Genomic DNA, 23,977 nt, shown 5'->3' on the forward strand with positions numbered 1-23,977 from the left:
CGGCCGGTTCCCGGTTGTCCCACCCGCACAGGCTTTCCGGCCTGGGGCCCGACGGAAGGTGGTACCGCCGTGAAGGTTCGCAAGTCTCTTCGTTCCCTGAAGTCGAAGCCGGGAGCGCAGGTGGTCCGACGGAGGGGTGTCACCTTCGTCATCAACAAGAAGGACCCGCGCTTCAAGGCTCGCCAGGGCTGACCCGCCGGCGGGCGCGCCCGGGGGAATACCTCGGGCCGGCCCGCCGTTGAACCAAGCAGACATTGACATGAGCGAGACAAGCTCAGGTGGGTGTTTCGCGCAAGGAGGACGCATGGCCCGCAGTACCGCACGCCCCGTCGTCACGCTCCGGTCGTCGGCCGGCACCGGCACCACGTATGTGACGCGCAAGAACCGGCTCAACGATCCCGACCGCCTCGTGCTGCGCAAGTTCGACGCGGCAGCGGGAGAGCACGTCCTGTTCCGCGAGGAGCGCTGAAAAACGCCGTCCACCGGCTCTCCGCGGCCGGCGGACGGCAGCAGGAAGGACACCGCATGAAGCCTCGTATCCACCCCGAATCCCGTCCGGTCGTCTTCCGCGACCGTGCCGCCGACGTGGCGTTCCTGACGCGTTCGACCGCCGACTCCGCACGGACGATCCAGTGGGAGGACGGCAACACGTATCCCCTGATCGACGTGGAGACCTCCTCCGCGAGCCACCCGTTCTATACGGGCACGTCGCGCGTCATGGACACCGCCGGTCGCGTACAGCGCTTCGAGCGCCGCTACGGGAACAGCGCCGCCGCCCGCCGCGGCTGAGGAGCCGCCGACGCGGGGATGTGAACCGAGAGCAAGGCCCCGGTGCCGTGGTCGGCCGACCATGGCACCGGGGCCTTCGCCGTCCCTCCCTACGGCCTTGCCGGGGTGACCTACTCGGGAGATGAGTAGCAGCGCTCAGGCGCCGACCGGCCCCCGCGGCCGACGATGAGGATCTCTTCCCGTCGTCGCGCCTGTGGAGGTCCGCCCATGCTCAGCCGTATCGCCGGGACCGTGGTGCCCGCATTCGGCCGTCTCACCGTGACGACGGACCCCGAGGCCCGGCTCGTGCCCGGAAGTGTCGTCGTCGCGAACCACACCTCCCTCGCCGACCCGGCCGTGGTGCTCGCCGCGCTGCACCGCCTCGGCGTCGAGCCGGTGGTGCTGGCGACGGCAGGGCTCTGGCGCATCCCGGGACTCGGCCGGGCGCTCACCCGCGAGGGCTTCGTCCCGGTGCACCGCAACGGCCCACGGGCGTCCGACGCCCTGGCCGGTGCTGCGGAGGCCCTCGCGGACGGCCGGATCGTCCTCATGTACGGCGAGGGCGGCATCCCGCCCCGCAAGGGCTCCGGCGAAGCACCTCCGGCGGTCTTCCGTACGGGCGTTGCCCGGCTCGCGCAGCACACCGGAGCTCCGGTGTCGCCGCTCGGTCAGGTGGGAGCCCGGCGGCTCTCGTCCGGTACCTGGGCGAAGCAGCTCGCGGGCCTGGTCACCGCTCCCGTGCGACGGCCTGCCCTGCATGTCCACGTCGGAGCACCCCTGCGGCTCACGGGGGACGCGTCCCTGGCGGCGGCGCGTGTGCGCGAGGCTGTGACGGCTGCCTGGCGCACCGCGGCCGGCCATGTCGGTGAGCACTGCCCGATCGTGCCCGCCGAGGAGACCGCTCGTGAGTCGGTGGCAGCGTGACACGCCCCCTGCCCGGCGCGGCCCCTGCCGAACGATCCGGGGTGCGGAGCCGGTTCGCGGTCGGTCGCCGTTCGCGTTCGGTCACCGTGTGAGCGGTCCGTCCAGGAGGGCCAGCACCGGTCCACCGATCACTCCCAGCACGACCGAGGCGGCTGCCGCGGTGCCGGCGACCGTACGGGCCGTGCGGCTTCCCTCGTCGTACGTCTGCCGGCCGCCCTTGGGTGTCCGACGGTCATCGCGGCTGAGCGCGGGGACGATCCACCGCAGGTAGTAGAAGACGGATGCCACCGTGTTGATCGCGGCCAGGACGGCGAGCCAGACGTAACCGCCGTCGATGACGGCGCTGAACACCTCGAGCTTGCCGAGAAAGACGGCCGTGGGCGGGGTGCCGACCAGACCCAGCAGGCAGACGACAAGGCTCACGGACAGCAGCGGTCGTTCACGCGCCAGTCCGCGGTAGTCGTCGACGGTCGTCCGCCCGGGCAGAGCGCAGACCACGGCGAATGCCCCGAGGTTGGTGACGGTGTAGGCCGCGAGGTAGTACAGCAGCGCCGGCTGGGCACGGTCGGAGGCGGTCACGACAGCCACCGGCATCAGCAGATAGCCGACCTGACTGATGGTCGAGTACGCCAGAAGCCGCTTGACGTCGCTCTGGAAGAAGGCCGCGAGGTTGCCCAGGGTCATCGACGCGGCGGCCAGGACGGCGATCAGCGCCGCCCACGGCAGAGGACCGCCCGCCAGGGGCACGGCCCCGAGGCGGAAAGCGGCGGCGAGTGCACCGATCTTCGGCAGGGTGGCGAGGAGCGCGGCGACCGGTGGACTGCTGCCCTGCACCGCGTCCGGGACCCAGAAGTGGGCGGGCACCGCACCGGCTTTGAACAGCAGTCCGGCCAGTACGCCCAGTACCCCCGTGGCGAGCAGCGCCTCGGGGGCGTCCTCCAGTGCCGTGGCCAGGAGGGGGTAGGAGGTCGCGCGGCCGGTGGCGTACACGAGGGTGACGCCGGTGAGCAGGAGAACGCCGAGGAGGGCGCCGACGACGTAGTACTTCAGGGCCGCTTCGGTGCCGGGGCCGTCCTTGCGGAACCCGGCAAGGGTGTACGTGGGGATGGAGGCGAGCAGGTAGGCGGCGGCGAGGAGCAGCAGATCCTGGGCCGCTGCCAGCATCACCGCGCCCAGCAGGGCGAGTTGGAGCAGCACGTAGAACTCGGCCTCGCGCCGGTCGGCGTGCAGGGGGCGCAGGCTCAGGGCGAGGACGATCAGACCACCGCCGAGGATGACGACGCGGCAGGCGCCGGTGAGCGGGTCGACGGCGAACGAGTCGCCGAAGACGGCGGTCGGGCTTCCGGAGGCCGCGACCGCGGCTGCGACGATGCCCGCGGTGCAGACGGCCCCGGCGACTGCACCGACGATCCACTGGCGGGAGCGGGGCAGCCAGGCCCCCAGCAGCAGGCCGAGCACGGCCCCGGCGGCCAGGAGGATCTCGGGGAGGATCGCGACGGGATTTTCGTTCATCTCCGTCATCGCGTGAGCAGCTCCAGCACCGTGTGGGATGCGGGCTCGATGACGTCGAGGAGGAAGCCGGGGGTGATGCCCACCACGACCGCCAGGGCCAGCAGCGGCACGACCGCCGTGTTCTCGTGGGCGCGCAGATCACCGAACGGCCGGGCCGCTCCCGGTGCGTCGGGCAGGCGCAGCGGCCCGAGGAACATCTTCTGGAGGGCGCGCAGGAACAGCGCGGCGGTCAGCAGGATGCCGAGGACGGACAGGGCGGTGGCCAGCGGCCGGGGCCCGAGGCTGCCGGTGAAGATCTGGAACTCAGCGATGAAGCCCGAGAAGCCGGGCAGTCCGAGGGAGGCGAAGGCGGCGATGGCCGTCATGCCGGTGAGCACCGGTGCGCGCGCCGCGATGCCGGAGTAGGCGTCCATGTCGTAGGTGCGGCCGCGTTCGTAGAGGGAGCCGGCGAGGAGGAAGAGGGCGCCGGTGAGCAGGCCGTGACTGACCATCTGGGTCACCGCGCCGGTCACCGCCAGCGCCTGGGCCTGCCGACTGGTGTCAGCGGTCGCGGCGGCCGCGCCGACGGCGAGGACGATGTAGCCCATGTGGTTCACCGACGTGTAGGCGATCATCCGCTTGAAGTCGGTCTGGGCCAGGGCGACGAGTGCTCCGTAGAGGACCGAGACGACACCGATGACGACGATCACGGTGGCGTGACGGCGCCAGGCGTCGGGCAGCATCGGCATGGCGATGCGCAGGAAGCCGTAGGTGCCCATCTTCAGCAGCACCCCGGCCAGGACGGCGGAGCCCGCGGCGGGCGCCTCGGTGTGCGCGAGCGGGAGCCAGGTGTGGAACGGCACGGTCGGTGTCTTGACCGCCAGCCCGATGCCGATCGCCAGCAGCACCGCGCCCGCGTAGCCGGCACGTCCGGCGAGCGGGTCCGCCGCGGCGAGGTCGACCATGTCGAAGGTGTGCGGGGAGGCGGCCAGATAGAGCCCGATGAAGCCGAGCAGCAGCACCAGCGAACCGAGGAACGTGTAGAGGAAGAACATCAGCGCCGCGCGTGCCCGGTCGCGGTGGCCCCAGCCGGCGATGACGAAGTACATGCCCACGATGGACAGATCGAAGAAGACGAAGAACAGGATCAGGTCCAGCGAGACGAACAGACCCAGGCACGTCGTTTCCAGGAACAGGAACAGCGCCGCGAACTCGCGGATCCGGCGGGTGTCGCGCCAGGATCGTACGGCGCAGGCCGCGAACAGCACGCAGGTCAGGCCGAGCATCGGCAGGGACAGCCCGTCGACACCGACGTGGTAGCCGACGCCCGCGCCGGGGATCCACCGCACCCGTGTCTCGTACTGCATCCCCCCGTCCGCGTCGTAGCCGGCCCACAGGACGACGACGAGAGCCAGCAGGACGACCGTCGTCGCCGTCCAGATCGCGCGGACCGTCCGGTCGGACGTACGGCGGGGGAGCGCGAGGAGCAGCAGGGCGACGGCGAGCGGGGCGAAGGCGAGGACGGTCAGCACCGGGGACCTACTTCACGAGGACGAGCACGAGGGCAAGGACGGTGAAGGCCGCGACGGCCTGTGCGAGGTACTGGTGCAGCAGGCCCGTCTGGGGCCGTCGCGCGAGACGGCCCAGCGCACGCCCGGCCGAAGCGACGGCGGACACCGAACCGCCGACCCCCGCCTCCAGCCGCTGATCGGACCAGCGGGCCAGGTCCAGCGCCCCGCGGCCCGCGCCGCGCACGGCCGCGTCCAGGACACGGTCGTCGAACCGCGCGGCGGTCCGGGCGAGGGCGAACACCGGCCGTACCAGCAGTAGATGGGCGGCCTTCTCCAGCTTCAGCCAGCCGCCGAGGAAGCCCGGTGACCCCGGGCCGCCGGGGCCCGGGGCCCGGGTGGGAAGCGGTGCCTTCCGGGACGCCCACGCCCAGGCGGCCGACGCCGCGGCGACAGCGAGGGCACCGGAGAGCATCCACTCCCACAGGTGCGGGGCGGGCTCGGACCCCGCACCCAGTACCCGGGACACCGCGGCGCGCGCCGGGTCGAACGCCAACGGGCTCAGCAGGGCACAGGCCAGGGCGAGCACGGCCAGGGGCGGCAGTACCCGCCCGGGAACCTGCCGGGTGCCGCGCCCCTCGCTGTCGAGACCGTGGTCGTCCGTCCGCGCCGGCTGCCAGACGAACCACACCGCTCGGGCGCTGTACAGGGCGGACACCACCGCGGCCGTCAGCCCCGCCGCGTACAGCCAGGGTGAGGTCTCCAGCGCTGCCGCCAGCACCACGTCCTTCGTCGCCCACAGCGACAACGGCGGCAGCCCGGCGAGGGTGCACGCGCCGACGGTGAACAGCACGCCGGCAACCCGGTACCGCCGGGCCGCGCCGCGCAGTCCTGGCAGCGCCTTGGTGCCCAGCGCGGTCAGCCACGCTCCGGCGATGAGGAACAGCAGGCTCTTGGCGGCCGCGTGCGCGATCAGCTGGAGGGTGCCGCCCGTGATCCCTCCGGCTCCCGCGGCCAGCACCATGAAGCCGATCTGGGCACAACTGGAGGCGGCGAGCAGTTGCTTGAGGTCGTTCTGCACCAGCGCCACCAGGCCCAGCGCGATCGCGGTGAGCGCTCCCGTCCACGCGACCACGTGGGTGCCCCAGCCGGACGCCTCCAGCAGAGGGCTCGTACGCAGCAGCAGATACGCACCGGCGACGACCATGGTGGCGGAGTGCAGCAGGGCGGAGACGGGGCTCGGACCGGCCATGGCGCGGGAGAGCCAGAAACTGAACGGCAGTTGGGCGGACTTGCCGAACGCCGCGGCGATCAGCCCGGCGCAGATCAGGGAGCGCCACGGGTCCGCCGCCTCCGCCAGGCCGTCCAGGGCGACCGTGCCGGTGGGGCCCGCGGCGAGTGCGGCGCCGGCGGCGAGGTAGAGACCGAGATCGGCGGTGCGCGTGGTGAGAAAGGCGGTGTCGGCGGCGCCGACGCGCTCGCTGTCGCGCCACCAGTAGCCGATCAGTGCCCAGGAGGTGGCGCCCATGACCTCCCAGCCCATCAGCAGCACCGGCAGGGTGGCGGCGGTGACCGTGACGAGCATGCTTCCGGCGAAGAGCAGCATGAGACCGTAGAAGCGGGCGCGCGCCTGGTCGGGTCCGAACTCGGCCGCACTGAAGGCCAGGACGAGCAAGGTGACGGCCGCGACGGTGACGGCGAGGAGACCGGACAGCCCGTCGACGGTCAGTTCGGCGGGCAGGCCGGACAGGAAGGGCGCACGGACGGACGGCTGTGTGCGGGCCACGGCCACCGCGAGCCCCACGGTCACGAGCATCGTGGTCACGGCGGTGACGGCCGCCGCCCGGTCGGCACGGCGGCCGGTCACCAGCAGGAGGCTTCCCGCTCCCAGGGGCAGGGCGATGAGCGCCCACAGCACGCCGCTCACTCCTTCAGCTCCGCGGCCATGTCGGTCATGTCGACCTCGCGGTCACGGAACAGGGCGGTGACGATCGCGAAACCGATCGCCATCTCCAGCGCCATGGCGGTCACCGCGACGATGACGACGACCTGTCCGTCCGCACGGCCCGGCGCGATGTGGTACCAGACGCCGGCCGCGGCGACGATGACGCCACCGAGCATCAGCTCCAGCCCCATCATCAGCATGACGATCGACTGCTGCGTCAGAGCGCCGAACAGGCCCGTGCACCACAGGGCCGCGGCCAGCAGCAGGACGGCTTCGAGGCTCACCGGCCCACCCCTCCCCGCACCGGGTCGTCGGGGCGCCGCGCGTCGAGGCCGTCGCCGAGACGGTCGTAGCGGCCGCGGCGGGTGGCCAGCACCACGCTGGAGACGATCGTCGCGAACAGTGCCATCCCCAGGGTCATCATCGTCAGCATCTGAGGACCCATCAGGGACAGTCCCAGGTCCATGGTCACGTCCCGCGGCGGTCGTCCCTTGCGCGCGGGCCACGGCGCCAGGAGGATCCCGGCCGCCAGGAGGACGAAGAGCGCGGTGCACAGGACCGCGGAGCCCTTGGCGTTGTGCATCATGGTCATCGGCATCAGACCGGCCGGATTCATCATGTACATGATCATGAAGACGGCCATGACGGCCATCTCGATCGTCATCATCAAGGCGATGACGATGCCCAGGTAGTTCAGACCCAGCAGGACGACCACGCCCGCCACCGCGAGCAGCGAGGCCAGCAGTGAGAACGTCGCCCGGGCCATGGAGTCGACGACGAAGACCATCACCCCCGCGGCGACGGCGAGGACGGCCAGGACGAAGAAGACGACATCACTCACCACGGACAGGTCCCTTCCACGGTCATCGGCCGAGCACCACCAGGGCCACCACCAGGGCCTGGAGGACGGCCAGCGGTGTCAGCACCACCCAGGCCACTTCCATGTAGCGGTCCATGCGCAGCACCGGCAGCCGGCGGCGTGCCCACATCAGGACGGCGAGGACGGCCGCGGTCTTGACCAGGGTCCAGGCCCAGCCCGGCAGCCACGGCCCGTGGCCGCCGCCGAGGAACAGCGGAACGGCTGCGGCCGCGGCCACCGTGAGCAGCAGTCGGCGCCCGCCGAGGAAGAGCACCCGTTCCACACCGGACAGTTCGGCCGCGGCCCCGCCCGCCGCGTCGCTGCCGACGGGCTGGTCGAAAGGGCCCCAGAAGGCCATCGCCAGCGCGCTCGCCAGATAGATGACGAACGCGACCGGCATCCACACCGCGAACCAGAGCCCGCCCTGCGCGTCGACGACCGCGCCGACACGCAGCGACTCCGCTCCCAGCGCGGCGGTCGTGATGGCCAGCATGTGAGGGATCTCGTACGCCAGGCCCTGAGCGAGGAACCGGTAGCCGCCGATCATCGACAGGGCCGAGTTCGGCCCCCAGCCCGCCAGCCATACCGCCGCCCAGGCGAGGGCCTCCATCGCGTTGAACCACACGATTCCGTCGGGGAGATCACTCACCGCCGTGAAGCCCAGCGGCACCACGACCCCGGCGAGGACCGCGGCCACCGGCAGCAGTGTCACGCCGACGCGCAGCAGCAGGTGGTCCGAGGCATTCGTCGTACGGCGCTGCTGCACCAGCAGCCGCAGAACCTCACGCCCGGGCAGCCCCGCGCGCCGCGTGCCGCCGGGCCCCGTCCCCAGCGCGGCATCCGCGGTCGCCGCGCACACCGCGGCGAGCACCAGGACGCCGGGCAGGACGAGGACGGACCACGGAGAGGTGGCGTCAGTCATGGGCCACCGTCACCGCCACGGGAGCCTGGGCGAGTTCATCGAGATCGGGGTCGAGACTGGCCACGGTGAGCCGGGCACTCGCGAACTCCGCACCCACCAGGAGTGGGGGGAGTACGTCGAGCAGGGCCTGCGACGGCGGCAGCGGGCCGCCGAGAGCCCCGCGCGGCCCGGCCAGGTCCGAACCGCGAAGGAGCGCGGTCTCCTCGCACATCGCGGCGGCGCGAGCCGCTTCGTCCAGCCAGACGTTCAGGCGGTCCCAGACATCCCCGCCGGCTGTCAGCGCCGGGCCCGAGACGCCTGCCGACGCGGCCGTCCGCGCGTCCAGCACACCCACTCCTCGGGTCAGCCATCGAAGGGTCCGCGAACGGCCGACCCTCCGCACCAACGGCGAGACCGCCGCCACGAGAGCCTTCGCCGGGGCGCCCTCCAGCGCCGTGTCCCGTGCGGCCCGGGCCTGTTGCGCCTGCGCCGGCCATCCGGCCACCGCCAACAGGCGGCCCACGCTGTCGAGATGTGCCGCACACAGCCGTCGTGCCGCCGGTCCGCGCGGTACCTCCTCACCCGCCGCGGCCCGCAGCCACGGCTCGTCCCAGAACGGCCACCCCTCGCCGGCCCGAGCGGCGATCTGCTCGACGTGTACGCGCTGTACCACGTCACCCTGGAGGGCGAGGCGGAGCACCAGACCCGCGGGCCAGTCCAACAGAGCGGGTCCCAGCGGGAGATGGAGCTGATCGAGCCGCAGCCCGTCGCGGTCGTCGGCGCGGTCGGCCATGGGCAGCCCGGAGACCTGCATCAACATGTCGTGACCCTCGTGCCCGCCGTGGGCTGTGCGGTCGCGGTGTCCGCCGTGTCCGCCGTGACCTTCGGGATCGCCGTGTCCCTCGTGTCCGCCGTGACCTTCGTGCGTCTCGTGCGCGCCGTGACGTGCCCCGTGCGCGCCGTGCCCCTCATGGGAGGTGTGCGGCGCGGCCCCGTGCAGGTGGTCCTCCGGCCGCGCACCGGGGCGGAGGAGCGGAGGACTGCCGGCCGCCGGGCGCAGCAGCGCGGCCGCGCCCGCGTCGAGGCCGCGCGCGATCTGTTCGGGAGAGACGATGACGATGCGGGCCCGCGGGGCGGGCATCGCGCGCCACAGCCCCTCGCACCAGTCCATCCGCGCGGGATCGGGACGGCCGACCAGGACGAGGAGGTTCGCCGTCGCCGGGCCGGCGGCCAACGGCCAGCCCCGGGAGCGCAGTTCGCGCTCCAGGAGCACTCGGGCCTCCGTCGCACCCGGGCAGACCGCCGGCAGGACGGCGGGCCGGGCCAGTGCGGCCCGCAGGATCCGCTTCCTCAGGTCCATCGCAGGGCGCCTTCCCGCCATGCGTAGCCCACCGCGGCCAGGAGGATGCCCAGGAAGAGGAACATCTCCACCACGGCGGTGACGCCGACCTCCCCGACGACGAGCGTCCACGGGTACATGAACAGCATCTCCATGTCGAAGGCGAGAAAGATCATCGTCACCGGGTACCAGCGCACATGGAAGCGGGAGAAGGGGTGCTCCTGCGGACTCAGGCCTCCGCTGAACGGCATCGCGTCCGTCAAGGGTTCCGGTACGACCCGCAGGACACCGCCGATCGCGTACACGACCGCGATTCCCGCCGAGGCCACCCCCAGCAGGAGGAGCACCGGAAGCCAGTCCGCACCCGCCATCAGTCCGCCCCTCCCGCGCTCGCCTCACCGTCGCCGCGGCCGGCGGCGAGCCGGCACACGGACCGCCGTGCGCCGGTGTGGACGCAACTCCCCGGAGCATCCCCGGACGGTCCCCGGAGAGCGCCGAGGCGAACTCTTCGCGGCGCAGGGGCGGTCGGCGCGAGCTTATACGGGCAGGGGGTATGGGGGAGGGAGATCGGGTACGACGGCGATTCCTCGCGGGCCGGCATCACACGGTGGCCCGGAAGCTGCGCAGCCGCAGGCTGTTGCCCACGACGAAGACGGAGGAGAACGCCATCGCCGCGCCCGCGATCATGGGGTTGAGCAGTCCGGCGGCCGCGAGCGGCAGCGCCGCGACGTTGTAGGCAAAGGCCCAGAAGAGGTTGGACCTGATGGTGCCGAGCGTCTTGCGGGACAGCCGGATCGCGTCAGCCGCGGCCCGCAGGTCGCCTCGTACCAGAGTGAGGTCGCCCGCCTCGATGGCGGCGTCGGTACCGGTGCCCATCGCGAGTCCGAGGTCGGCCTGGGCCAGGGCGGCGGCGTCGTTGACGCCGTCACCGATCATGGCCACGGAACGGCCCTCGGCCTGAAGCTTCTTGACGACGTCGGCCTTGTCCTCGGGCATGACGTCGGCGATCACCTCGTCGATACCGACCTCGGCCGCGACGGCACGGGCGACCGCGGCGTTGTCGCCGGTGAGCAGGATCGGCGTCAGCCCGAGACCGCGCAGCCGCCGTACGGCTTCGGCACTGGTGTCCTTGACCGCGTCGGCGACCTCGAGGACCGCGCGTGCCTCCCCGTCCCAGGCGACCGCGATCACCGTCCGCCCGGCGCTCTCGGCATCGCGGGTGGCGTGGGCGAGCTGTGCGGGCAGCTCGATCGCCCACTCCCTCAGCAGCTTTTCACGGCCGACCAGGACCGCGTGGCCCTCCACGATGCCCTGGACGCCCAGCCCGGGGACGTTCGCGAAGTCGTCCGGCACCGGCAGGGCGCCGACACGGTCCGTCGCTCCGGCCGCCACGGCGCGGGCGACGGGGTGTTCGGAGGCGTGCTCGAGTGCGCCGGCCAGTCGCAGCACCTCGGTCTCGTCCGCGCCCTCGGCGACATGGACGTCGAGCAGCGTCATCGTGCCGGTGGTCACCGTGCCGGTCTTGTCGAGGACGACGGTGTCGACGGTGCGGGTCGACTCCAGCACCTCGGGGCCCTTGATGAGGATGCCGAGCTGCGCGCCGCGGCCGGTGCCGACCATGAGCGCGGTCGGTGTGGCCAGTCCCAGGGCGCAGGGGCAGGCGATGATCAGTACGGCGACGGCAGCGGTGAACGCGGCGGTCAGCCCGGCGCCGTTGCCGAGCCAGAACCCGAGTGTGCCGAGCGCGAGGGCGATCACCACGGGGACGAACACCGCTGAGATCCGGTCGGCGAGGCGCTGGGCGGCCGCCTTGCCGTTCTGGGCGTCCTCCACCAGTCGGGCCATTCGCGCCAGTTGGGTGTCGGCGCCGATGCGGGTGGCCCGCACGACGAGACGGCCCGAGGTGTTCAGTGTGGCACCGGTGACGGTGTCGCCTGCGGAGACGTCCACGGGGACGGACTCACCGGTGAGCATCGACGCGTCGATCGCCGAGGCCCCCTCGACGACCGTGCCGTCCGTGGCGATCTTCTGGCCGGGCCGGACGAGGAACCGGTCGCCGACCGTCAGCTCGGAGATGGGGACGGTCTCCTCCCGGCCGCCACGCAGCACGGTGACGTCCTTCGCCCCCAGTTCCATCAGCGCCCTCAGTGCGGCACCCGCCGTGCGCTTGGAACGCGCCTCGAAGTAGCGGCCGGCGAGGATGAATGCCGTGACGCCCGCCGCCGCTTCGAGGTAGATGTTCCCGGCGCCGTCGCTGCGGCCGATGGTGAGTTCGAAGGGGTGGGTCATCCCCGGTGTGCCGGCGGTGCCGAAGAACAGGGCCCACAGGGACCACAGGAACGCGGCGGAGGTGCCGACCGAGATCAATGTGTCCATGGTGGCCGCGCCGTGCCGGGCATTGGTGAACGCGGCCCGGTGGAAGGGCCAGGCGGCGTAGGTGACGACGGGGGCGGCGAGGGTGAGTGACAGCCACTGCCAGTACTCGATCTGCAGTGCGGGGATCATCGCCATCGCGATGACCGGCACGGCGAGCACGACGGCTGTGACCAGTCGCTGCCGCAGTGTCCGCAGCTCGCCGGGTTCCGCCGGTACGTCGCCGTCGTCACCGGTCGCGGGCGCGGTGCGTGGCGGGGCCGGCTCGGTGGCCGTGTATCCGGTGGCCTCGACGGTGGCGATCAGATCGGTGACGTCCAGGTCGCTGTCGTAGACCACCTTGGCCTTCTCGGTGGCGTAGTTGACCGTGGCCCGGACACCGTCCATGCGGTTGAGCTTCTTCTCGATACGGGCCGCGCACGAGGCGCAGGTCATCCCGCCGATGGCGAGTTCGACCTCGGCGGTTTCGGTGACCGTGGTAGTCATCACTGCTCCTCGGGCTGGTGGGTGCACGGGGCGGGGCGCCGGGCCGGCGGACCTGTCCGGCAGGGGCGTCGAGTGGCCCGGCGGCGGGACATGGACTCCTCCTCAACATGCGACCTGATACCCCTAGGGGGTACCCTGACCCTCAAGGTATACCCCCGCCCGGTATTTTTGGCAAACGGCTCCCCGATGGCTTGCATATACCCCCGAGGGGTATACGCTCGGCGGTGGCAGCCCCGGCCGGGGGCTCCCCGCAGAAAGGACCGCCATGCATACCGTCGTGAAGATCGCTGGGTTCGGCGCCGCCCTCGTGGCCTCCTTCGGAGCGGCCTACGGCCTCGGAAACGCCGTCGGTCCCCTCACCTCCGAACCCGAGCCCGCCGCTCACTCCCGCCACAGCGGGGACGCCTCCCCGGACCCCGGCGGCGGCTCGGCCGGCACCGCGGCGGGAGGACTCCAGATCTCCGAAGCGGGTTACACCCTCGACCTGAAGACGGCAGGTGTGCGTGCCGGAGAGAAGGACGAACTGCGCTTCGCCATCCGCGACCGGCAGGGCCGTCAGGTCACCGCCTTCCAGCGGGAGCACGACAAGGAACTGCATCTGATCCTCGCCTCACGCGACCTGGCCACCTACCAGCACCTGCACCCGTCGCGAGCCGCCGACGGCACGTGGTCCACCCCGGTCACCCTTCCCGCCGCGGGCTCCTACCGGGTGTTCGCCGACTTCACCCCCGGCGTGAAGGGTGCGAAGAACCTCACCCTCGGCGCCGATCTGCCGGTCGCCGGTCCCTTCAAGGCCGCGAAGATGCCGGACCCTTCGCGGACGGCGACCGTCGACGGCTACACCGTCACCCTGGGCGGCACCCTCCGGCCCGGCAAGGCCGGCCGGCTCACCCTGAACGTCGCGCGCGACGGCCGGCCGGTCACCGACCTCCAGCCCTACCTCGGCGCCTACGGCCACCTCGTCGCGCTGCGCTCCGGCGACCTCGCCTATCTCCACGTCCACCCGAACGGCGAGCCCGGCGACGGCAGGACCCGGCCCGGACCGGGCATCTCGTTCACCGCCACCGCTCCCAGCTCGGGCACCTACCGCCTTTTCCTCGACTTCCGGCACAACGGCACCGTCCGAACCGCGGCCTTCACGGTCGAGGCCGGGGCGGTCGGGGGCACCCCACCACAGGTACCCCCGCCGGCCGAGACGGACGGTCACGCCGAGACCGGTGGGACCGGCGGGCACGGACACTGATCCGGTATCCGAGCAGGGCATCGAGGAGCGCCGGGGAAACCGGCGCTCCTCACGTGGTCATTGCGCGGTCACGTGCACACCGCGTGCATCAGGAGCCCGGGAGTCCGGCACGGCCCAGCTGCGCCGCAGCGCTGTCGAGCAGCATTTCCAGCGCGGCGGGGTAGGCGCTGTCGTTCATCCGGGCGACGAGCAGGTGCGCGGTGGCAGCGATATGGGGATGCGTGGCGGCGGGCAGCCGTGCGTACGTGGCCTGCCAGACCTCCTCGTCGGACTCCCGGGCGGCCGCCGGCAGCGCCAGCGATGCCGCGTCGAGCGCCGAGAACGCCAGGGCCTGGTCGATGAACGCGTGATAGATCCGCACGGCCCCCGCGTCCGGAAAGCCGGCCGTCCGCAGCACCCCCAGGATCGTCTCGTCGGCCGCCACCTCGTGCGCCCTTCCGCTCACCCGGCTCGCGGTCAGCACCGCGGCCTGCGGATGTCCGAGATACGCGGCGTGGATCCGCAGCCCCAGGTCCCGCAGGTCCGACCGCCAGTCCCCGGTGGCCTTCCAGCCCGCCACGGCCCGTCCCACGAGGATGTCCCCGATGGCCAGGGTCAGATCGTCGATGCCGCGGAAGTAGCGGTACAGCGTGCTCGGATCCGCGCCGAGTGCGATCCCCAGACGGCGGACGGTGAGTCCCGCGCTGCCGTGCTCCCGCAGCATGCGCAGCGCCGTTTCGATGATCACCTGCTCGGACAGCACCGCGCCGTTCTTCGTCGGTCGGCGCCGTCGCCGGGCCTCTTCCGGTACGACGGGCTTGGCCACAGCGCGCTCCTTCGCCACGAGCCGGCACGGCCCACGAAACGGCCGCGTCCTGGCGTGTCGACCTTATGCCAACACCATTGACGTGAATAGTGGCGCACGCGTTGGATCGAATGAAGACAGGCGCCGCAATCTGAAGCAGCGCCCTGCAGGCTGTGCCTGGAAACGGAGATCTGCCATGCGTGTACTGCTCGTGGGGGCCGGCGGGGTCGGTACCGCCATCACCCGGATCGCGGCCCGCCGCTCCTTCTTCGACCACATGGTCGTCGCCGACTACGACCTCGCCCGGGCCGAGTCCGCCGTCGCGGCCCTCGCGCCCGACCAGCGCTTCAGCGCCGAGCGGATCGACGCGAGCGACGAGTCCGCCGTCGCCGCCCTGCTCCGGCGTGAGAACTGCGACGTGCTGCTCAACGCCACCGACCCGCGTTTCGTCATGCCGCTCTTCCAGGCGGCACTGTCCGCCGGGGCGAACTACCTGGACATGGCCATGTCCCTGTCCCGCCCGCACCCGGAGCGCCCGCACGAGCTGTGCGGGGTCAAGCTCGGCGACAGCCAGTTCGAGCGCGCCGAGGACTGGGAGAAGGCGGGCGCCCTCGCCCTTGTCGGCATCGGCGTCGAGCCGGGCCTGTCCGATGTGTTCGCCCGGCATGCCGCCGACGAACTCTTCGACGAGATCGAGGAGATCGGCATCCGCGACGGAGCCAACCTCACCGTCGACGGCTACGACTTCGCCCCGTCCTTCAGCATCTGGACGACCATCGAGGAGTGCCTCAACCCGCCGGTCGTCTGGGAGGCCGACCGCGGCTGGTTCACCACCGCCCCCTTCAGCGAGCCCGAGGTCTTCGACTTCCCCGAGGGCATCGGCCCGGTGGAGTGTGTGAACGTCGAGCACGAAGAGGTGCTGCTGGTGCCGCGCTGGGTCGAGGCGCGCCGCGTCACCTTCAAGTACGGCCTCGGCGAGGACTTCATCCACACCCTGCAGACGCTGCATCTGCTGGGTCTCGACCGGACCGACCCCGTGCCGGTGCCCGCTGCGGACGGATCGGGGACCGTTCAGGTCTCCCCGCGGGACGTGGTCGCCGCGTGTCTGCCCGACCCGGCGACGCTGGGGGAGCGGATGCACGGCAAGACCTGCGCCGGCACCTGGGTCAAGGGCACCAAGGACGGCCGCCCGCGCGAGGTCTACCTGTACCACGTGGTCGACAACCAGTGGTCCATGCGGGAGTACGGCTCCCAGGCGGTCGTGTGGCAGACCGCGATCAACCCCGTGGTCGCCCTCGAACTGCTCGCGTCCGGCGCCTGGTCGGGCAGCGGGATCCTCGGTCCCGAGGCGCTGCCGGCCAGGCCCTTCCTCGATCTGCTGACGGAGTACGGCTCGCCCTGGGGCATGCGGGAGCAGTGACCGGACGGTGCCGGTGTGCGGGCCGCGCTCATGCACGGCCCGCACACCGCCCGGTTCGAGGGTCAGAACACCTTCTCGCTCAGGACGTCAGTCCACCGTGAAGGCCGACGACACCCCGGTGAACGGCGTGATCCTGCCGAGCAGGTTCTTCGAGTCGCCGAAGTGCACGATGCGATACGTGCCGGGCGCGGCGCCCGCCCCGATGGACCAGGTGATCGTGGCCTTCGACGTGCCGGTCAGACCGTTGATCCGGGTCCAGCGGTACTTCGTCTCCCAGTCGCCGTCGTCCAGGGTGCGCACCCACTGCCCGTTGACGAGCCGTTGCACCTCCAGGAAGGTGCCGCCCCGCCGCAGGTTGTTCTTCGGATGCCCGGTGGCGAAGTCGACGGTCACCGTCTGCCCCCGGGTGTACGACGCGGCAGGCGCGGTGAGGACCGACCCGAACGAGCTGTTCGGCGGCGGGTTGTCGTACACGACGCCGGTCTGGAAGTTGAACTGCCGGGCCGACTCGTCCGGCGGCGCCGTCCCGCGGTCCAGCGGGGTGCCCGCGCGCAGGGACGCCGCCACCCGGGCGAACTCCTGCTGGTACGCGGGCAGGGTGTAGCGCCCGTACAACGTGGAGCCGCCCTCGTACTGCTGGGCGTCGTACTCCTCCGGCGTCGTCACGTACTGGCTGTAGGCGTTGGCGTACCCCTGCAACAGCACACGGTCGAGCGGCACACCGAGCTGTGCGGCCACCGTGCGGCGGACGCGCAGACCGGACGTGATGGTGAACTCGCCAGGGCCCGCAACGAGATAGAGCTCGCCGATCTTCATGATCTGCAGCGGCAGGATCTTCGGGGTGACCGGGTGGACGTTGCTCAGCAGTCCGGTCGGGACGAGACTCGCCTTCGGGTACTGGCAGGTCGCGAGCCACGAGGGCGTGTCGATGTGCAGCGCGTCGATGATGGCGGCGACCGGGGTCCGCATGCCCTCGGTGAAGCCGGGGATCGCCGGCCCGTCCTCGACGCTGCCGGCGAGCGTGGACGCCCCCACGACGGCCGGGCAGGTGCGGTGCTCCTGCTGATCCGGGGTGTAGGCGCCGCTCACGGTGACGTTCTCCATGTCGACGTATGTCAGCCGTGAGTCGACACCGCCGGTGACCGGCTTGGCGTTCCGGTAGACCTCGCTGGCCTTGTCGAACTGGCGCTCACCCAGAATGCGGGTGTTCTCGAACTCGTCCTCGGTGGGCCCGGATCCGGGCTTCAGATTGAGGTTCGGAGACATGTCGCCGGCGTTCGTGTTGGGGAACGCGGCGACGAACCCCGGGGAGTTGTCGAGGTAGCGGACGCCCTCGTGGTCGTGCTCCCAGGTGTAGGCGGCATACCCCTTGTTGTCGGGGCTGATGAGCGTGTTCTTGTTGGTGATCGACGTGTTGTGCGTGGCGAACCAGCTGATCGCGCCCGCGTCCTTGTCACCCTGGCGGAAGCGCAGCACGGTCATGGCCGGGTCGATGCCGCCGGGGAACGCGGCCCGGTCGGAGGCGGGATTGCGGTCGAAAGCGGTGCGGGAGCGGTTCACGCTGGCATTGGTGAGGGTGCCGGTGCCCAGACTGATCGTGCCCGGCTTCAGATCGTCGTGCGCCTTGGCGACCGACTCGACGATGCCGTCGACGATGGCCCGGTAGGTGCCGCTCTGGAAGCCGAGCACGGAGAGGTTGTACGCGACGTGATGGGAGTAGCCGCCGGGTCCGGAGTGCGTGTGGGTGGCCGACAGGAGCACGTTCTCTTCGCCGTACAGACTCCCGTAGCGCTCCTTGAGCCGGGCTATGACGCCCTGTTGCACGGACTGGAAGATCATGGCGAGATCGGCGTTGACATACACGACGCGCTTGCCGCTCGCCCGGTCCACGACGACGAACGCGCGGGACCGCTGCCGCTGATGGATGCCGGACGTCTTCTGGTCGAAACTCGAATAACCCATCATCCCGGTCTCGGCGGCCTCGCCGGTGACGTCGGAGATGCCGCGGCCGACGAGGTATTCCCCGTCGAGAGCGGCACCCGAGGCGGGCGAGGGTGCGCCGAGAGTGACCGCTCCCAGGGTCGCGGCGAGTGCCACGACCGGGAGTTTGCGTCGGGAGCGGCGGGGGGTGGGGGGCATGGAACCTCCTGGGGCGGGAGAAAACCTGTCGCCCGGTCCCGGTCGGCGGCTCACCGGCCTGTGGTGGTCCCGGAGCGGTGCCCCGACGGTAGAGGTGTGTGACCTGCGTCGCATAGATCTCTACCAGCCAGTAAGAGCATTCCTCGGCACCGGTCTTCGACCCGTGAGGAGATATCCGCCTCTATGCGGGGCTCCACCCCTCTTGCTCCGCGCGACGCGCGAGGCCCGTCACTCGTTCGCGAGCAGGTCCTCGGCGCCGTCGAGCGAACCGTCCGCGACGATCGGGACGGAGACCGGGAGGCCCAACGGGCCTTCCTGCGTGTCGGCGTGGGCCTGGGGCGACGGGGTGAGCAGGGATGCCACGACACCGGTGACAAGGGAGGCAACAGCGGCCATGCTTCGCTTCTTCATGACGTGGTCAACGTCCGACGACGCGTGACGTCACGGTTCCCGTAGTGAACTCGGCCGTGCGCTCGAACCCGGCGGCCGGTTCGAGCGCCTCGCCGTCGCCCCCGCGCGGGATCAGACGAACCTCCACAGATGGTCCGCCGTCCCGTTGTCGGCGAACTGCACCACCTGCGCGCTGTTGGCCGTCGACATTCGGTCGACGCCCAGCACCTTGCCGCTGTGGCGGTTGCGTACTCGGTACCACCCGTCCCCGTTGTCCACCAGGGTCCACAGGTGGTCCGCGGTGCCGTTGTCCTCGTACTGGACGACCGTGGCACTGTCCGCCGTCGACATTCCGTCCACGCCGAGCACCTTTCCGCTGTGGCCGTTGCGCACGAGGAACCAGCCGTCGCCCCGGTCGACGAGCTGCCACGCGTGGTCGCCGGTGCCGGTGTTGTCGAACTGCACCACCCGGGCGCTGTTCTCGGTGGACATGCCGTCGACCGCCAGAACCTTGCCGCTGTGCTGGTTGACCACGCGCCGGAACGGTGGTTCGGGGCTCCACGCGTGACCGTCCGCCGCCGTGGTCGGGAAGGAGGTGATGCGCAGCCTTGCGGCGCCCATCGGGACGAGCGTGACCGTCTCGGCGGGCGCGGTGGAGCGCGCCGGGCTCTGCTGGAGCGGCGCGACGACGTGCTCGTCGTCGGCGATCCACTCCTCGATCCGGCGGGCGCGTGCGGTGATACCGACCGGACTGGTGGCGTGGGTGAAGGGGTTGGCCGCGAGCGGGCGCCCGGAGCGGTGGAAGACCGGCGGCACGGTCGTGTCCAGGCCGTAGTTCCACGGTGTGGTGGCGTGTACCTCGTACTCGGGGAAGCTGTCGGTGCCCGCGTAGCGCACATACTCCTCGCCGATCCGCAGGGAGTAGGTCAGCGGGCCGTGGCTGACACTCACCGCACCAAGGCCGGCGGACCACGTCCGCACCGCCGTGCGCTGGGGGAGGCGCAGTGTCACCACATCGCCGTCCGACCAGGTGCGCCGGATCTCCGCGAACGCGGGCCCGGCCGGGGCGCCGGCCACACGGCCGTTCACGCGCAGGACGGGGTTGCGGCACCAGCCGGGGATGCGCAGACGGAGCGGGAAGGACACCCGCTCGGGGACGGACAGGGTCAGGGTGACGGTCTCGCCGAAGGGGTAATCGGTGGTCTCGGCGACCGTCACGGTCGTGCCGTCGGCCACCACCGCGCGGACCTCGCACGGTGCGTACATCGCGGCCGCCAGGCCCTTGTCGGGGGTGGCCAGCCACAGTTCCTCGGCGAAGTACGGCCAGCCCATGCCGTAGTTGTGCGGGCAGCAGCGGTACTGGTCGATGCCCGGCTGGAACGACTGCATGGCGAAGCCGTTCTGGAACTGGCCCTGCGTCTTGCGCGCGTTGTCCAGGTCGACGCTGTTGGCGCTCGTGATGTAGTGGACGCCGGTGCCCTGCGGGTCGAGTGAGGTGGGCAGCAGGTTGAACGCCAGGTCCTCGCACCGGTCGGCCCACACGGGGTCTCCGGTGATGCGGGTGAGCAGCTCGTGGCTCGCCATGAACTCGACGATGCCGCAGGTCTCGAACCCCTGGCGGGGATCGCCGAAGCCGGGCCGGTGGTTCTCGTCGCCGGCGATGCCGCCGCCGGGGAACTGGCCGTACTCACCGAGGACACGCTCGTAGGTGCGATAGGCGGCCCGGGTCAGGGCCGGGTCACCGGTGAACTGCGCGTACTGGGCCGGCTCCCGGAACCCCTGGGCGATGTTGACGTTGTGCGGTGTCGGGATCGTGTCGGTCCAGTTCGCGCCATGGGTGTGCATCTTCGCGGCGAGGTCGATCAGGAAGGCCTCGTTCGTACGGCGGTACAGCCACAGCGCGATGTCGAGACCGTCGCCCCAGCGGTAGGAGATCCAGCTGGTGTTGAAGGCGCCGGGGCCCTGGGTGTTCATGTAGCGCAGGAAGCGGGTCAGGAACGGGACGACGCGGGCGTCGCGCATGTGCTCCTCCCACGTCCGCAGGGCCATGAGCAGCGGCAGGAAGGGCCAGAAGTCGGGACCGCCGTTCAGCGAGGTGCGCAGCGCCCGCGGACCGAAGAAGCCGTCGCTCTGCTGGGTGGCGAGGACGGCGTCGATCCATCGGCGGGCCTTGGCAAGGGCCGCTCGGTCTCCGGTGGCCACTGCGAGAGGGACGTAGCCGCGCAGCCAGTACGGGACCTCTTCCCAGCCGCCCCGCTCCGGGTGCACCCATCCGCTGGTGTCGAAGTCGAGGAAGTGGGATCGCTCGTCCAGCCGGCCGGCGAGCCCGTTGAGCTGGAGCCGTAACTGTTCGGCGAGCCAGCCGCGTGCCCGGATGCTGCCGGGCGGAAGTCTGTGGAAGGCGTCGGGCGCGGGCCCGGCCGTGCGGGGGGCGGCCGTGGCGCCGATGGTGAGTGGTCCACAGAGCGCGGTGGCGCCGGCGGTGAGAGCGCCGGCCCGCAGGAAGTGGCGTCGGTCGAGGGGCATGAGGGTGCTCCTGCCGGTGAGTGTCGGGGGATGGCGGCCGTGCGGGCCGGTGAGCATCGGCGAACGGGGGGGCCGGTGTCAGGGAGCCGGGCGGCCCGCCCGCCTCGTCGGGAGAGGCGGGCGGACCACGCGGATCAGGGGGCCGTGCAGGTGAGCGTGCCGTTCTCGGCGCCCTTGATCAGCGCCTCGTGCGCCGCCTTGAGGCGGCCGACATCGGACTTGACCACCTTGCGGTCGTAGGTGATCAGGCCGTTCAACTCGCCTTCCACATCGGTGATCTGGGTGTACACCGCGCCGTTGCCGCCCTTGCACGCGGCGAGTTGTCCGACCTCGTTCAGCCGATCGATGTACACATCGGTGTACTTGTCCTTCTCGACACCGACATAGGTGTGCTGGACCGGGAAGGAGTGTCCTGGCACAGCGAGGCCGAGACCGCCGTACTCGCCGCTGACCAGGGCCCGTTTCCCGTCGGGAGCGGGCAGCAGTGCGCTGGGATAGCCGTGCGCGTCGGCGATGTCACCGTTGCCGCCGTCGACCGCGCCGCAGCAGTTGACCCCGCTCATGTTGTTGACCAGCCGGGTCGGATCGAGCGACTTGGCGTAGTCGGCGATCCTGGCCTGGTCGTACTGGCCCCAGCCCTCGTTGAACGTGACCCACATGATCACCGAGGGATGGCTGTCGTGCTGCTCGATCATCCGCTTCAGTTCCAGCTCGAACTGGGTACGGGCGGCCCCCTGCGGGGTCCTCGGCATGGACGGCATGTCCTGCCACACCAGCAGACCGAGCTTGTCGGCCCAGTAGAACCAGCGGTCGGGTTCCACCTTGATGTGCTTGCGGACCGAGTTGTAACCCATCGCCTTGTGCATCTTGAGGTCGTACGCGAGCGCCTGGTCCGTCGGCGCGGTATGCAGGCCGTCCGGCCAGAAGCCCTGGTCGAGGGTGGCCATGGAGTAGACGGGCTTGCCGTTGAGCAGGGTGCGCTGCTTGCCGTCGACGGTCGCGACCTCGACGCTGCGCATACCGAAGTAGCTGCCGACGCGGTCCCTGCCGACGGACACCTCGAGCCGGTACAGATGCGGATCGTCCGGCGACCACAGGTGCGGGTCGGGCACCGGGACGGTGAGCGGCTTCCCGGTGGTGCCCCGGGCCCTGCCCACCTCGCGGCGGCCGTCGTAGGCGACCGCGGTGACCGGTACGCCGGCCCTGGTGCCGCGTACCTCGACGGCGACCTTCTCGCCTGTCACATCGGGTGTGGTCTTCACGTCCGTCGCGCGGTCGGCCGCGACCGGCTCCATCCACACCGTCTGCCAGATGCCCGATGAGGAGGTGTAGAAGATGCCGCTCGGGTCGAGCCGCTGCTTGCCCATCGGCGGGTTCTCGCCACCCGCCGCGTCCGTCGGGTCGTAGACGCCGACGATCAGCTCCTGCGGACCACGCCCCTTGAGCGCGTCGGTGACATCCACGCTGAAGCGGTCGTAGCCGCCCTTGTGGTCGGCGAGCTTCTTGCCGTTGACGTAGACGGTGGTCTGCCAGTCGACCGCGTCGAAGTTGAGCTGCAGACGCCTGCCGTCGCCGACCTGCCAGTTCTGCGGCACGGTGAAGGTGCGGCGGTACCACATGCGGTCCTCGTGCCGCTGGATGCCCGAGAGCTGGGACTCCACGGGGTACGGCACCAGGATGCGTTCGCGCAGCTGCTTCCCGAACGGCGGCAGCTCACCGGCCTCCGCGCCGGCGAACTGCCACCGGCCGTTGAGGTTCTGCCAGTCCTTGCGGGTCATCTGCGGCCGCGGGTACTCGGGGAGAGCGTTGTCCGGTCCCACCTGCGAGGCCCAGGGTGTTTTCAGCTGGTACGTCGAGTTGATCGGGCCGCTGGTCCAGAACGCCGCGACCGCCTTGCCGTCCGCGCGGGTGAGACCGCCCTGGCCGTCGTAGCGGACATCGGCGGAGCCGCCGTGACCGCCGACCACCGGCTCGTCCAGCGGCACGATCAGCCGCTTCGGGTCGGCCGGGTCGAGCCGGGCCGCACCCCGCGGCCACTCGGTGCCGCCGATCTCGATATTCAGATGCTCGTCGAGCCCGGCCGGGGGAGCGGCGAGGGGTTCGGCGAGGTCGAGGGTGAGGGTGCGGCCGGTCTTCTCGACGGCCACCGCGGTCGGCCCGTCGTAGTCGAAGCCGTCGGGCAGGGTGAACGCGGACTGGGGCACGGCCTGCTTCTCATCCCCCGGAGGCGTCCAGCGCAGATGGAGGTTGGAGCCGCCGAAGTGCTCGAAGTACTCCACCTTGATGTCGTAGGCACGGCCGGCATCGAGCGCGACGGGCTGCGAGTTCTGCTCGCGGTCCCAGTCGTCGACCCAGTGGTCGATGACGAGCGAGCCGTCGATCCACAACCGGAATCCGTTGTCACCGGTGATCGAGAAGACATGGTCGCCGGTCTTCTCCGGTGTGATCCGGCCGGTCCAGCGGACGCTGGCGTCGTCGGCCTGGCCGGTGCGGGCGCGCAGTCGTGGTTCGAGGTCGTTGAAGTCCAGCGACGGATCGACGGCCGTGGTCTTCAGGGTGCCGAAGTCGAAGGCGCCGGGGGCGGACTGGAGGTAGTAATCGCCTTTCAGACCGTGTGCGGCCGCGGGCTCCGCGGCCTCGTCCTGAGCGGCGGCCGGACCGGTCGTGGTGAGCAGAAGGGCGAGTACGCAGAGGAGGGCGAGGGCCCAGCCGTGCAGGCTGCGCCATGGACGAGGGGAGAGTGATCGCACGGAACCTCCGGGAAACGGAGAAGCGGGTGCTGGCTCTGCCGGTTGTCCCCACCATCTTGTATAACGTTGGAAACAAGGGCAGTTGGCATGACAGCACGCCTCCTGCGCCCTGTCCAGGTGCATGACAAGCG

General features: G+C 71.1%; 20 protein-coding genes. 6 read left to right on the forward strand and 14 right to left on the reverse strand.

The genetic code is table 11. The features are described 5' to 3' along the window. The first annotated feature begins 69 nt into the window (after positions 1-69). The 4 genes from ykgO to OHA05_RS33715 all read left to right on the forward strand — a co-directional run bounded on the left by ykgO (position 70) and on the right by OHA05_RS33715 (position 1,692). Entirely contained in the window at positions 70-192 is a 123-nt protein-coding gene (ykgO, locus tag OHA05_RS33700) for a type B 50S ribosomal protein L36 (protein ID WP_028801377.1), read from the forward strand. A 112-nt stretch (positions 193-304) separates the two neighbouring features. Beyond that, the gene (gene rpmG, locus OHA05_RS33705) at positions 305-469 is read left to right on the forward strand and encodes a 50S ribosomal protein L33 (RefSeq protein ID WP_313942455.1); all 165 of its coding nucleotides are present in this window, start codon (positions 305-307) and stop codon (positions 467-469) included. A 56-nt stretch (positions 470-525) separates the two neighbouring features. After that, entirely contained in the window at positions 526-789 is a 264-nt protein-coding gene (locus OHA05_RS33710) for a type B 50S ribosomal protein L31 (protein ID WP_328862641.1), read from the forward strand. A 207-nt stretch (positions 790-996) separates the two neighbouring features. Beyond that, positions 997-1,692 carry a lysophospholipid acyltransferase family protein gene (locus tag OHA05_RS33715; RefSeq protein WP_328862642.1) on the forward strand — a complete coding sequence of 232 codons (696 nt, stop codon included), beginning with the start codon at positions 997-999 and terminating at the stop codon, positions 1,690-1,692. Positions 1,693-1,773: 81 nt separating this feature from the next. Here OHA05_RS33715 and OHA05_RS33720 read toward each other — a convergent pair whose 3' ends face one another. From OHA05_RS33720 to OHA05_RS33760, 9 genes are all read right to left on the reverse strand, one after another. Then, positions 1,774-3,213, reverse strand: a complete 1,440-nt coding sequence (locus OHA05_RS33720) for an NADH-quinone oxidoreductase subunit N (protein ID WP_328862643.1) — start codon at positions 3,211-3,213, stop codon at positions 1,774-1,776. After that, a complete protein-coding gene (locus OHA05_RS33725) occupies positions 3,210-4,715 on the reverse strand; it encodes a complex I subunit 4 family protein (RefSeq protein WP_328862644.1) in 1,506 nt (501 codons plus the stop codon). Before OHA05_RS33725 ends, OHA05_RS33720 begins: the two co-directional genes overlap by 4 nt. 7 nt (positions 4,716-4,722) lie before the next feature. After that, positions 4,723-6,618, reverse strand: a complete 1,896-nt coding sequence (locus tag OHA05_RS33730; protein ID WP_328862645.1) for an NADH-quinone oxidoreductase subunit 5 family protein — start codon at positions 6,616-6,618, stop codon at positions 4,723-4,725. Then, on the reverse strand, positions 6,615-6,920 hold the full coding sequence (locus OHA05_RS33735; RefSeq protein ID WP_328862646.1) for an NADH-quinone oxidoreductase subunit NuoK: 306 nt from the start codon (positions 6,918-6,920) through the stop codon (positions 6,615-6,617). Before OHA05_RS33735 ends, OHA05_RS33730 begins: the two co-directional genes overlap by 4 nt. After that, on the reverse strand, positions 6,917-7,480 hold the full coding sequence (locus OHA05_RS33740; RefSeq protein WP_313942448.1) for an NADH-quinone oxidoreductase subunit J: 564 nt from the start codon (positions 7,478-7,480) through the stop codon (positions 6,917-6,919). Before OHA05_RS33740 ends, OHA05_RS33735 begins: the two co-directional genes overlap by 4 nt. Before the next feature lie 19 nt (positions 7,481-7,499). Then, entirely contained in the window at positions 7,500-8,417 is a 918-nt protein-coding gene (locus OHA05_RS33745) for an NADH-quinone oxidoreductase subunit H (RefSeq protein ID WP_328862647.1), read from the reverse strand. Continuing rightward, a complete protein-coding gene (locus OHA05_RS33750; protein ID WP_328862648.1) occupies positions 8,410-9,756 on the reverse strand; it encodes a hypothetical protein in 1,347 nt (448 codons plus the stop codon). Before OHA05_RS33750 ends, OHA05_RS33745 begins: the two co-directional genes overlap by 8 nt. Next, positions 9,747-10,106 carry an NADH-quinone oxidoreductase subunit A gene (locus OHA05_RS33755; RefSeq protein ID WP_328862649.1) on the reverse strand — a complete coding sequence of 120 codons (360 nt, stop codon included), beginning with the start codon at positions 10,104-10,106 and terminating at the stop codon, positions 9,747-9,749. The genes OHA05_RS33750 and OHA05_RS33755 overlap by 10 nt, the downstream gene beginning before the upstream one ends. A gap of 229 nt (positions 10,107-10,335) precedes the next feature. Next, positions 10,336-12,594, reverse strand: coding sequence for a heavy metal translocating P-type ATPase (locus OHA05_RS33760; RefSeq protein WP_328862650.1), 2,259 nt, complete (start codon positions 12,592-12,594; stop codon positions 10,336-10,338). Between the two features lie 265 nt (positions 12,595-12,859). On the opposite strand from OHA05_RS33760, the gene OHA05_RS33765 reads away from it, so the two are divergent. Further along, positions 12,860-13,837, forward strand: a complete 978-nt coding sequence (locus OHA05_RS33765; protein WP_313942443.1) for a hypothetical protein — start codon at positions 12,860-12,862, stop codon at positions 13,835-13,837. 88 nt (positions 13,838-13,925) lie between these two features. Here OHA05_RS33765 and OHA05_RS33770 read toward each other — a convergent pair whose 3' ends face one another. Further along, positions 13,926-14,642 carry a TetR/AcrR family transcriptional regulator gene (locus OHA05_RS33770; RefSeq protein ID WP_328862651.1) on the reverse strand — a complete coding sequence of 239 codons (717 nt, stop codon included), beginning with the start codon at positions 14,640-14,642 and terminating at the stop codon, positions 13,926-13,928. A gap of 175 nt (positions 14,643-14,817) precedes the next feature. Between OHA05_RS33770 and OHA05_RS33775 the strand changes: the two genes are divergently transcribed. After that, positions 14,818-16,041 (forward strand): saccharopine dehydrogenase family protein, encoded by a 1,224-nt coding sequence (locus tag OHA05_RS33775; protein ID WP_328862652.1) that lies wholly within the window; start codon positions 14,818-14,820, stop codon positions 16,039-16,041. Positions 16,042-16,128: 87 nt separating this feature from the next. Here OHA05_RS33775 and OHA05_RS33780 read toward each other — a convergent pair whose 3' ends face one another. The 4 genes from OHA05_RS33780 to OHA05_RS33795 form a co-directional block, all read right to left on the reverse strand. Beyond that, positions 16,129-18,180 (reverse strand): neutral/alkaline ceramidase, encoded by a 2,052-nt coding sequence (locus OHA05_RS33780; protein ID WP_328862653.1) that lies wholly within the window; start codon positions 18,178-18,180, stop codon positions 16,129-16,131. Positions 18,181-18,408: 228 nt separating this feature from the next. Next, complete coding sequence (locus OHA05_RS33785) at positions 18,409-18,576, reverse strand: hypothetical protein (RefSeq protein ID WP_313942438.1); 168 nt, start codon at positions 18,574-18,576, stop codon at positions 18,409-18,411. Between the two features lie 126 nt (positions 18,577-18,702). Next, on the reverse strand, positions 18,703-21,096 hold the full coding sequence (locus tag OHA05_RS33790; RefSeq protein ID WP_328862654.1) for an RICIN domain-containing protein: 2,394 nt from the start codon (positions 21,094-21,096) through the stop codon (positions 18,703-18,705). A gap of 134 nt (positions 21,097-21,230) precedes the next feature. Further along, entirely contained in the window at positions 21,231-23,969 is a 2,739-nt protein-coding gene (locus OHA05_RS33795; protein ID WP_328862655.1) for a PA14 domain-containing protein, read from the reverse strand. Between the last annotated feature and the right edge of the window lie 8 nt (positions 23,970-23,977).

Source organism: Streptomyces sp. NBC_00306 (genome assembly GCF_036169555.1).
Lineage (GTDB): Bacteria > Actinomycetota > Actinomycetes > Streptomycetales > Streptomycetaceae > Streptomyces > Streptomyces achmelvichensis.

Bases quoted from the DNA above. Each gene is read 5' to 3' on its own strand.
- rpmG (WP_313942455.1), top strand. From the start codon at position 305: ATGGCCCGCAGTACCGCACGCCCCGTCGTCACGCTCCGGTCGTCGGCC.
- OHA05_RS33710 (WP_328862641.1), top strand. From the start codon at position 526: ATGAAGCCTCGTATCCACCCCGAATCCCGTCCGGTCGTCTTCCGCGAC.
- OHA05_RS33715 (WP_328862642.1), top strand. From the start codon at position 997: ATGCTCAGCCGTATCGCCGGGACCGTGGTGCCCGCATTCGGCCGTCTC.
- OHA05_RS33720 (WP_328862643.1), bottom strand. From the start codon at position 3,213: ATGACGGAGATGAACGAAAATCCCGTCGCGATCCTCCCCGAGATCCTC.
- OHA05_RS33745 (WP_328862647.1), bottom strand. From the start codon at position 8,417: ATGACTGACGCCACCTCTCCGTGGTCCGTCCTCGTCCTGCCCGGCGTC.
- OHA05_RS33750 (WP_328862648.1), bottom strand. From the start codon at position 9,756: ATGGACCTGAGGAAGCGGATCCTGCGGGCCGCACTGGCCCGGCCCGCC.
- OHA05_RS33755 (WP_328862649.1), bottom strand. From the start codon at position 10,106: ATGGCGGGTGCGGACTGGCTTCCGGTGCTCCTCCTGCTGGGGGTGGCC.
- OHA05_RS33760 (WP_328862650.1), bottom strand. From the start codon at position 12,594: ATGACTACCACGGTCACCGAAACCGCCGAGGTCGAACTCGCCATCGGC.
- OHA05_RS33765 (WP_313942443.1), top strand. From the start codon at position 12,860: ATGCATACCGTCGTGAAGATCGCTGGGTTCGGCGCCGCCCTCGTGGCC.
- OHA05_RS33775 (WP_328862652.1), top strand. From the start codon at position 14,818: ATGCGTGTACTGCTCGTGGGGGCCGGCGGGGTCGGTACCGCCATCACC.
- OHA05_RS33780 (WP_328862653.1), bottom strand. From the start codon at position 18,180: ATGCCCCCCACCCCCCGCCGCTCCCGACGCAAACTCCCGGTCGTGGCA.
- OHA05_RS33785 (WP_313942438.1), bottom strand. From the start codon at position 18,576: ATGGCCGCTGTTGCCTCCCTTGTCACCGGTGTCGTGGCATCCCTGCTC.
- OHA05_RS33790 (WP_328862654.1), bottom strand. From the start codon at position 21,096: ATGCCCCTCGACCGACGCCACTTCCTGCGGGCCGGCGCTCTCACCGCC.
- OHA05_RS33795 (WP_328862655.1), bottom strand. From the start codon at position 23,969: ATGCACCTGGACAGGGCGCAGGAGGCGTGCTGTCATGCCAACTGCCCT.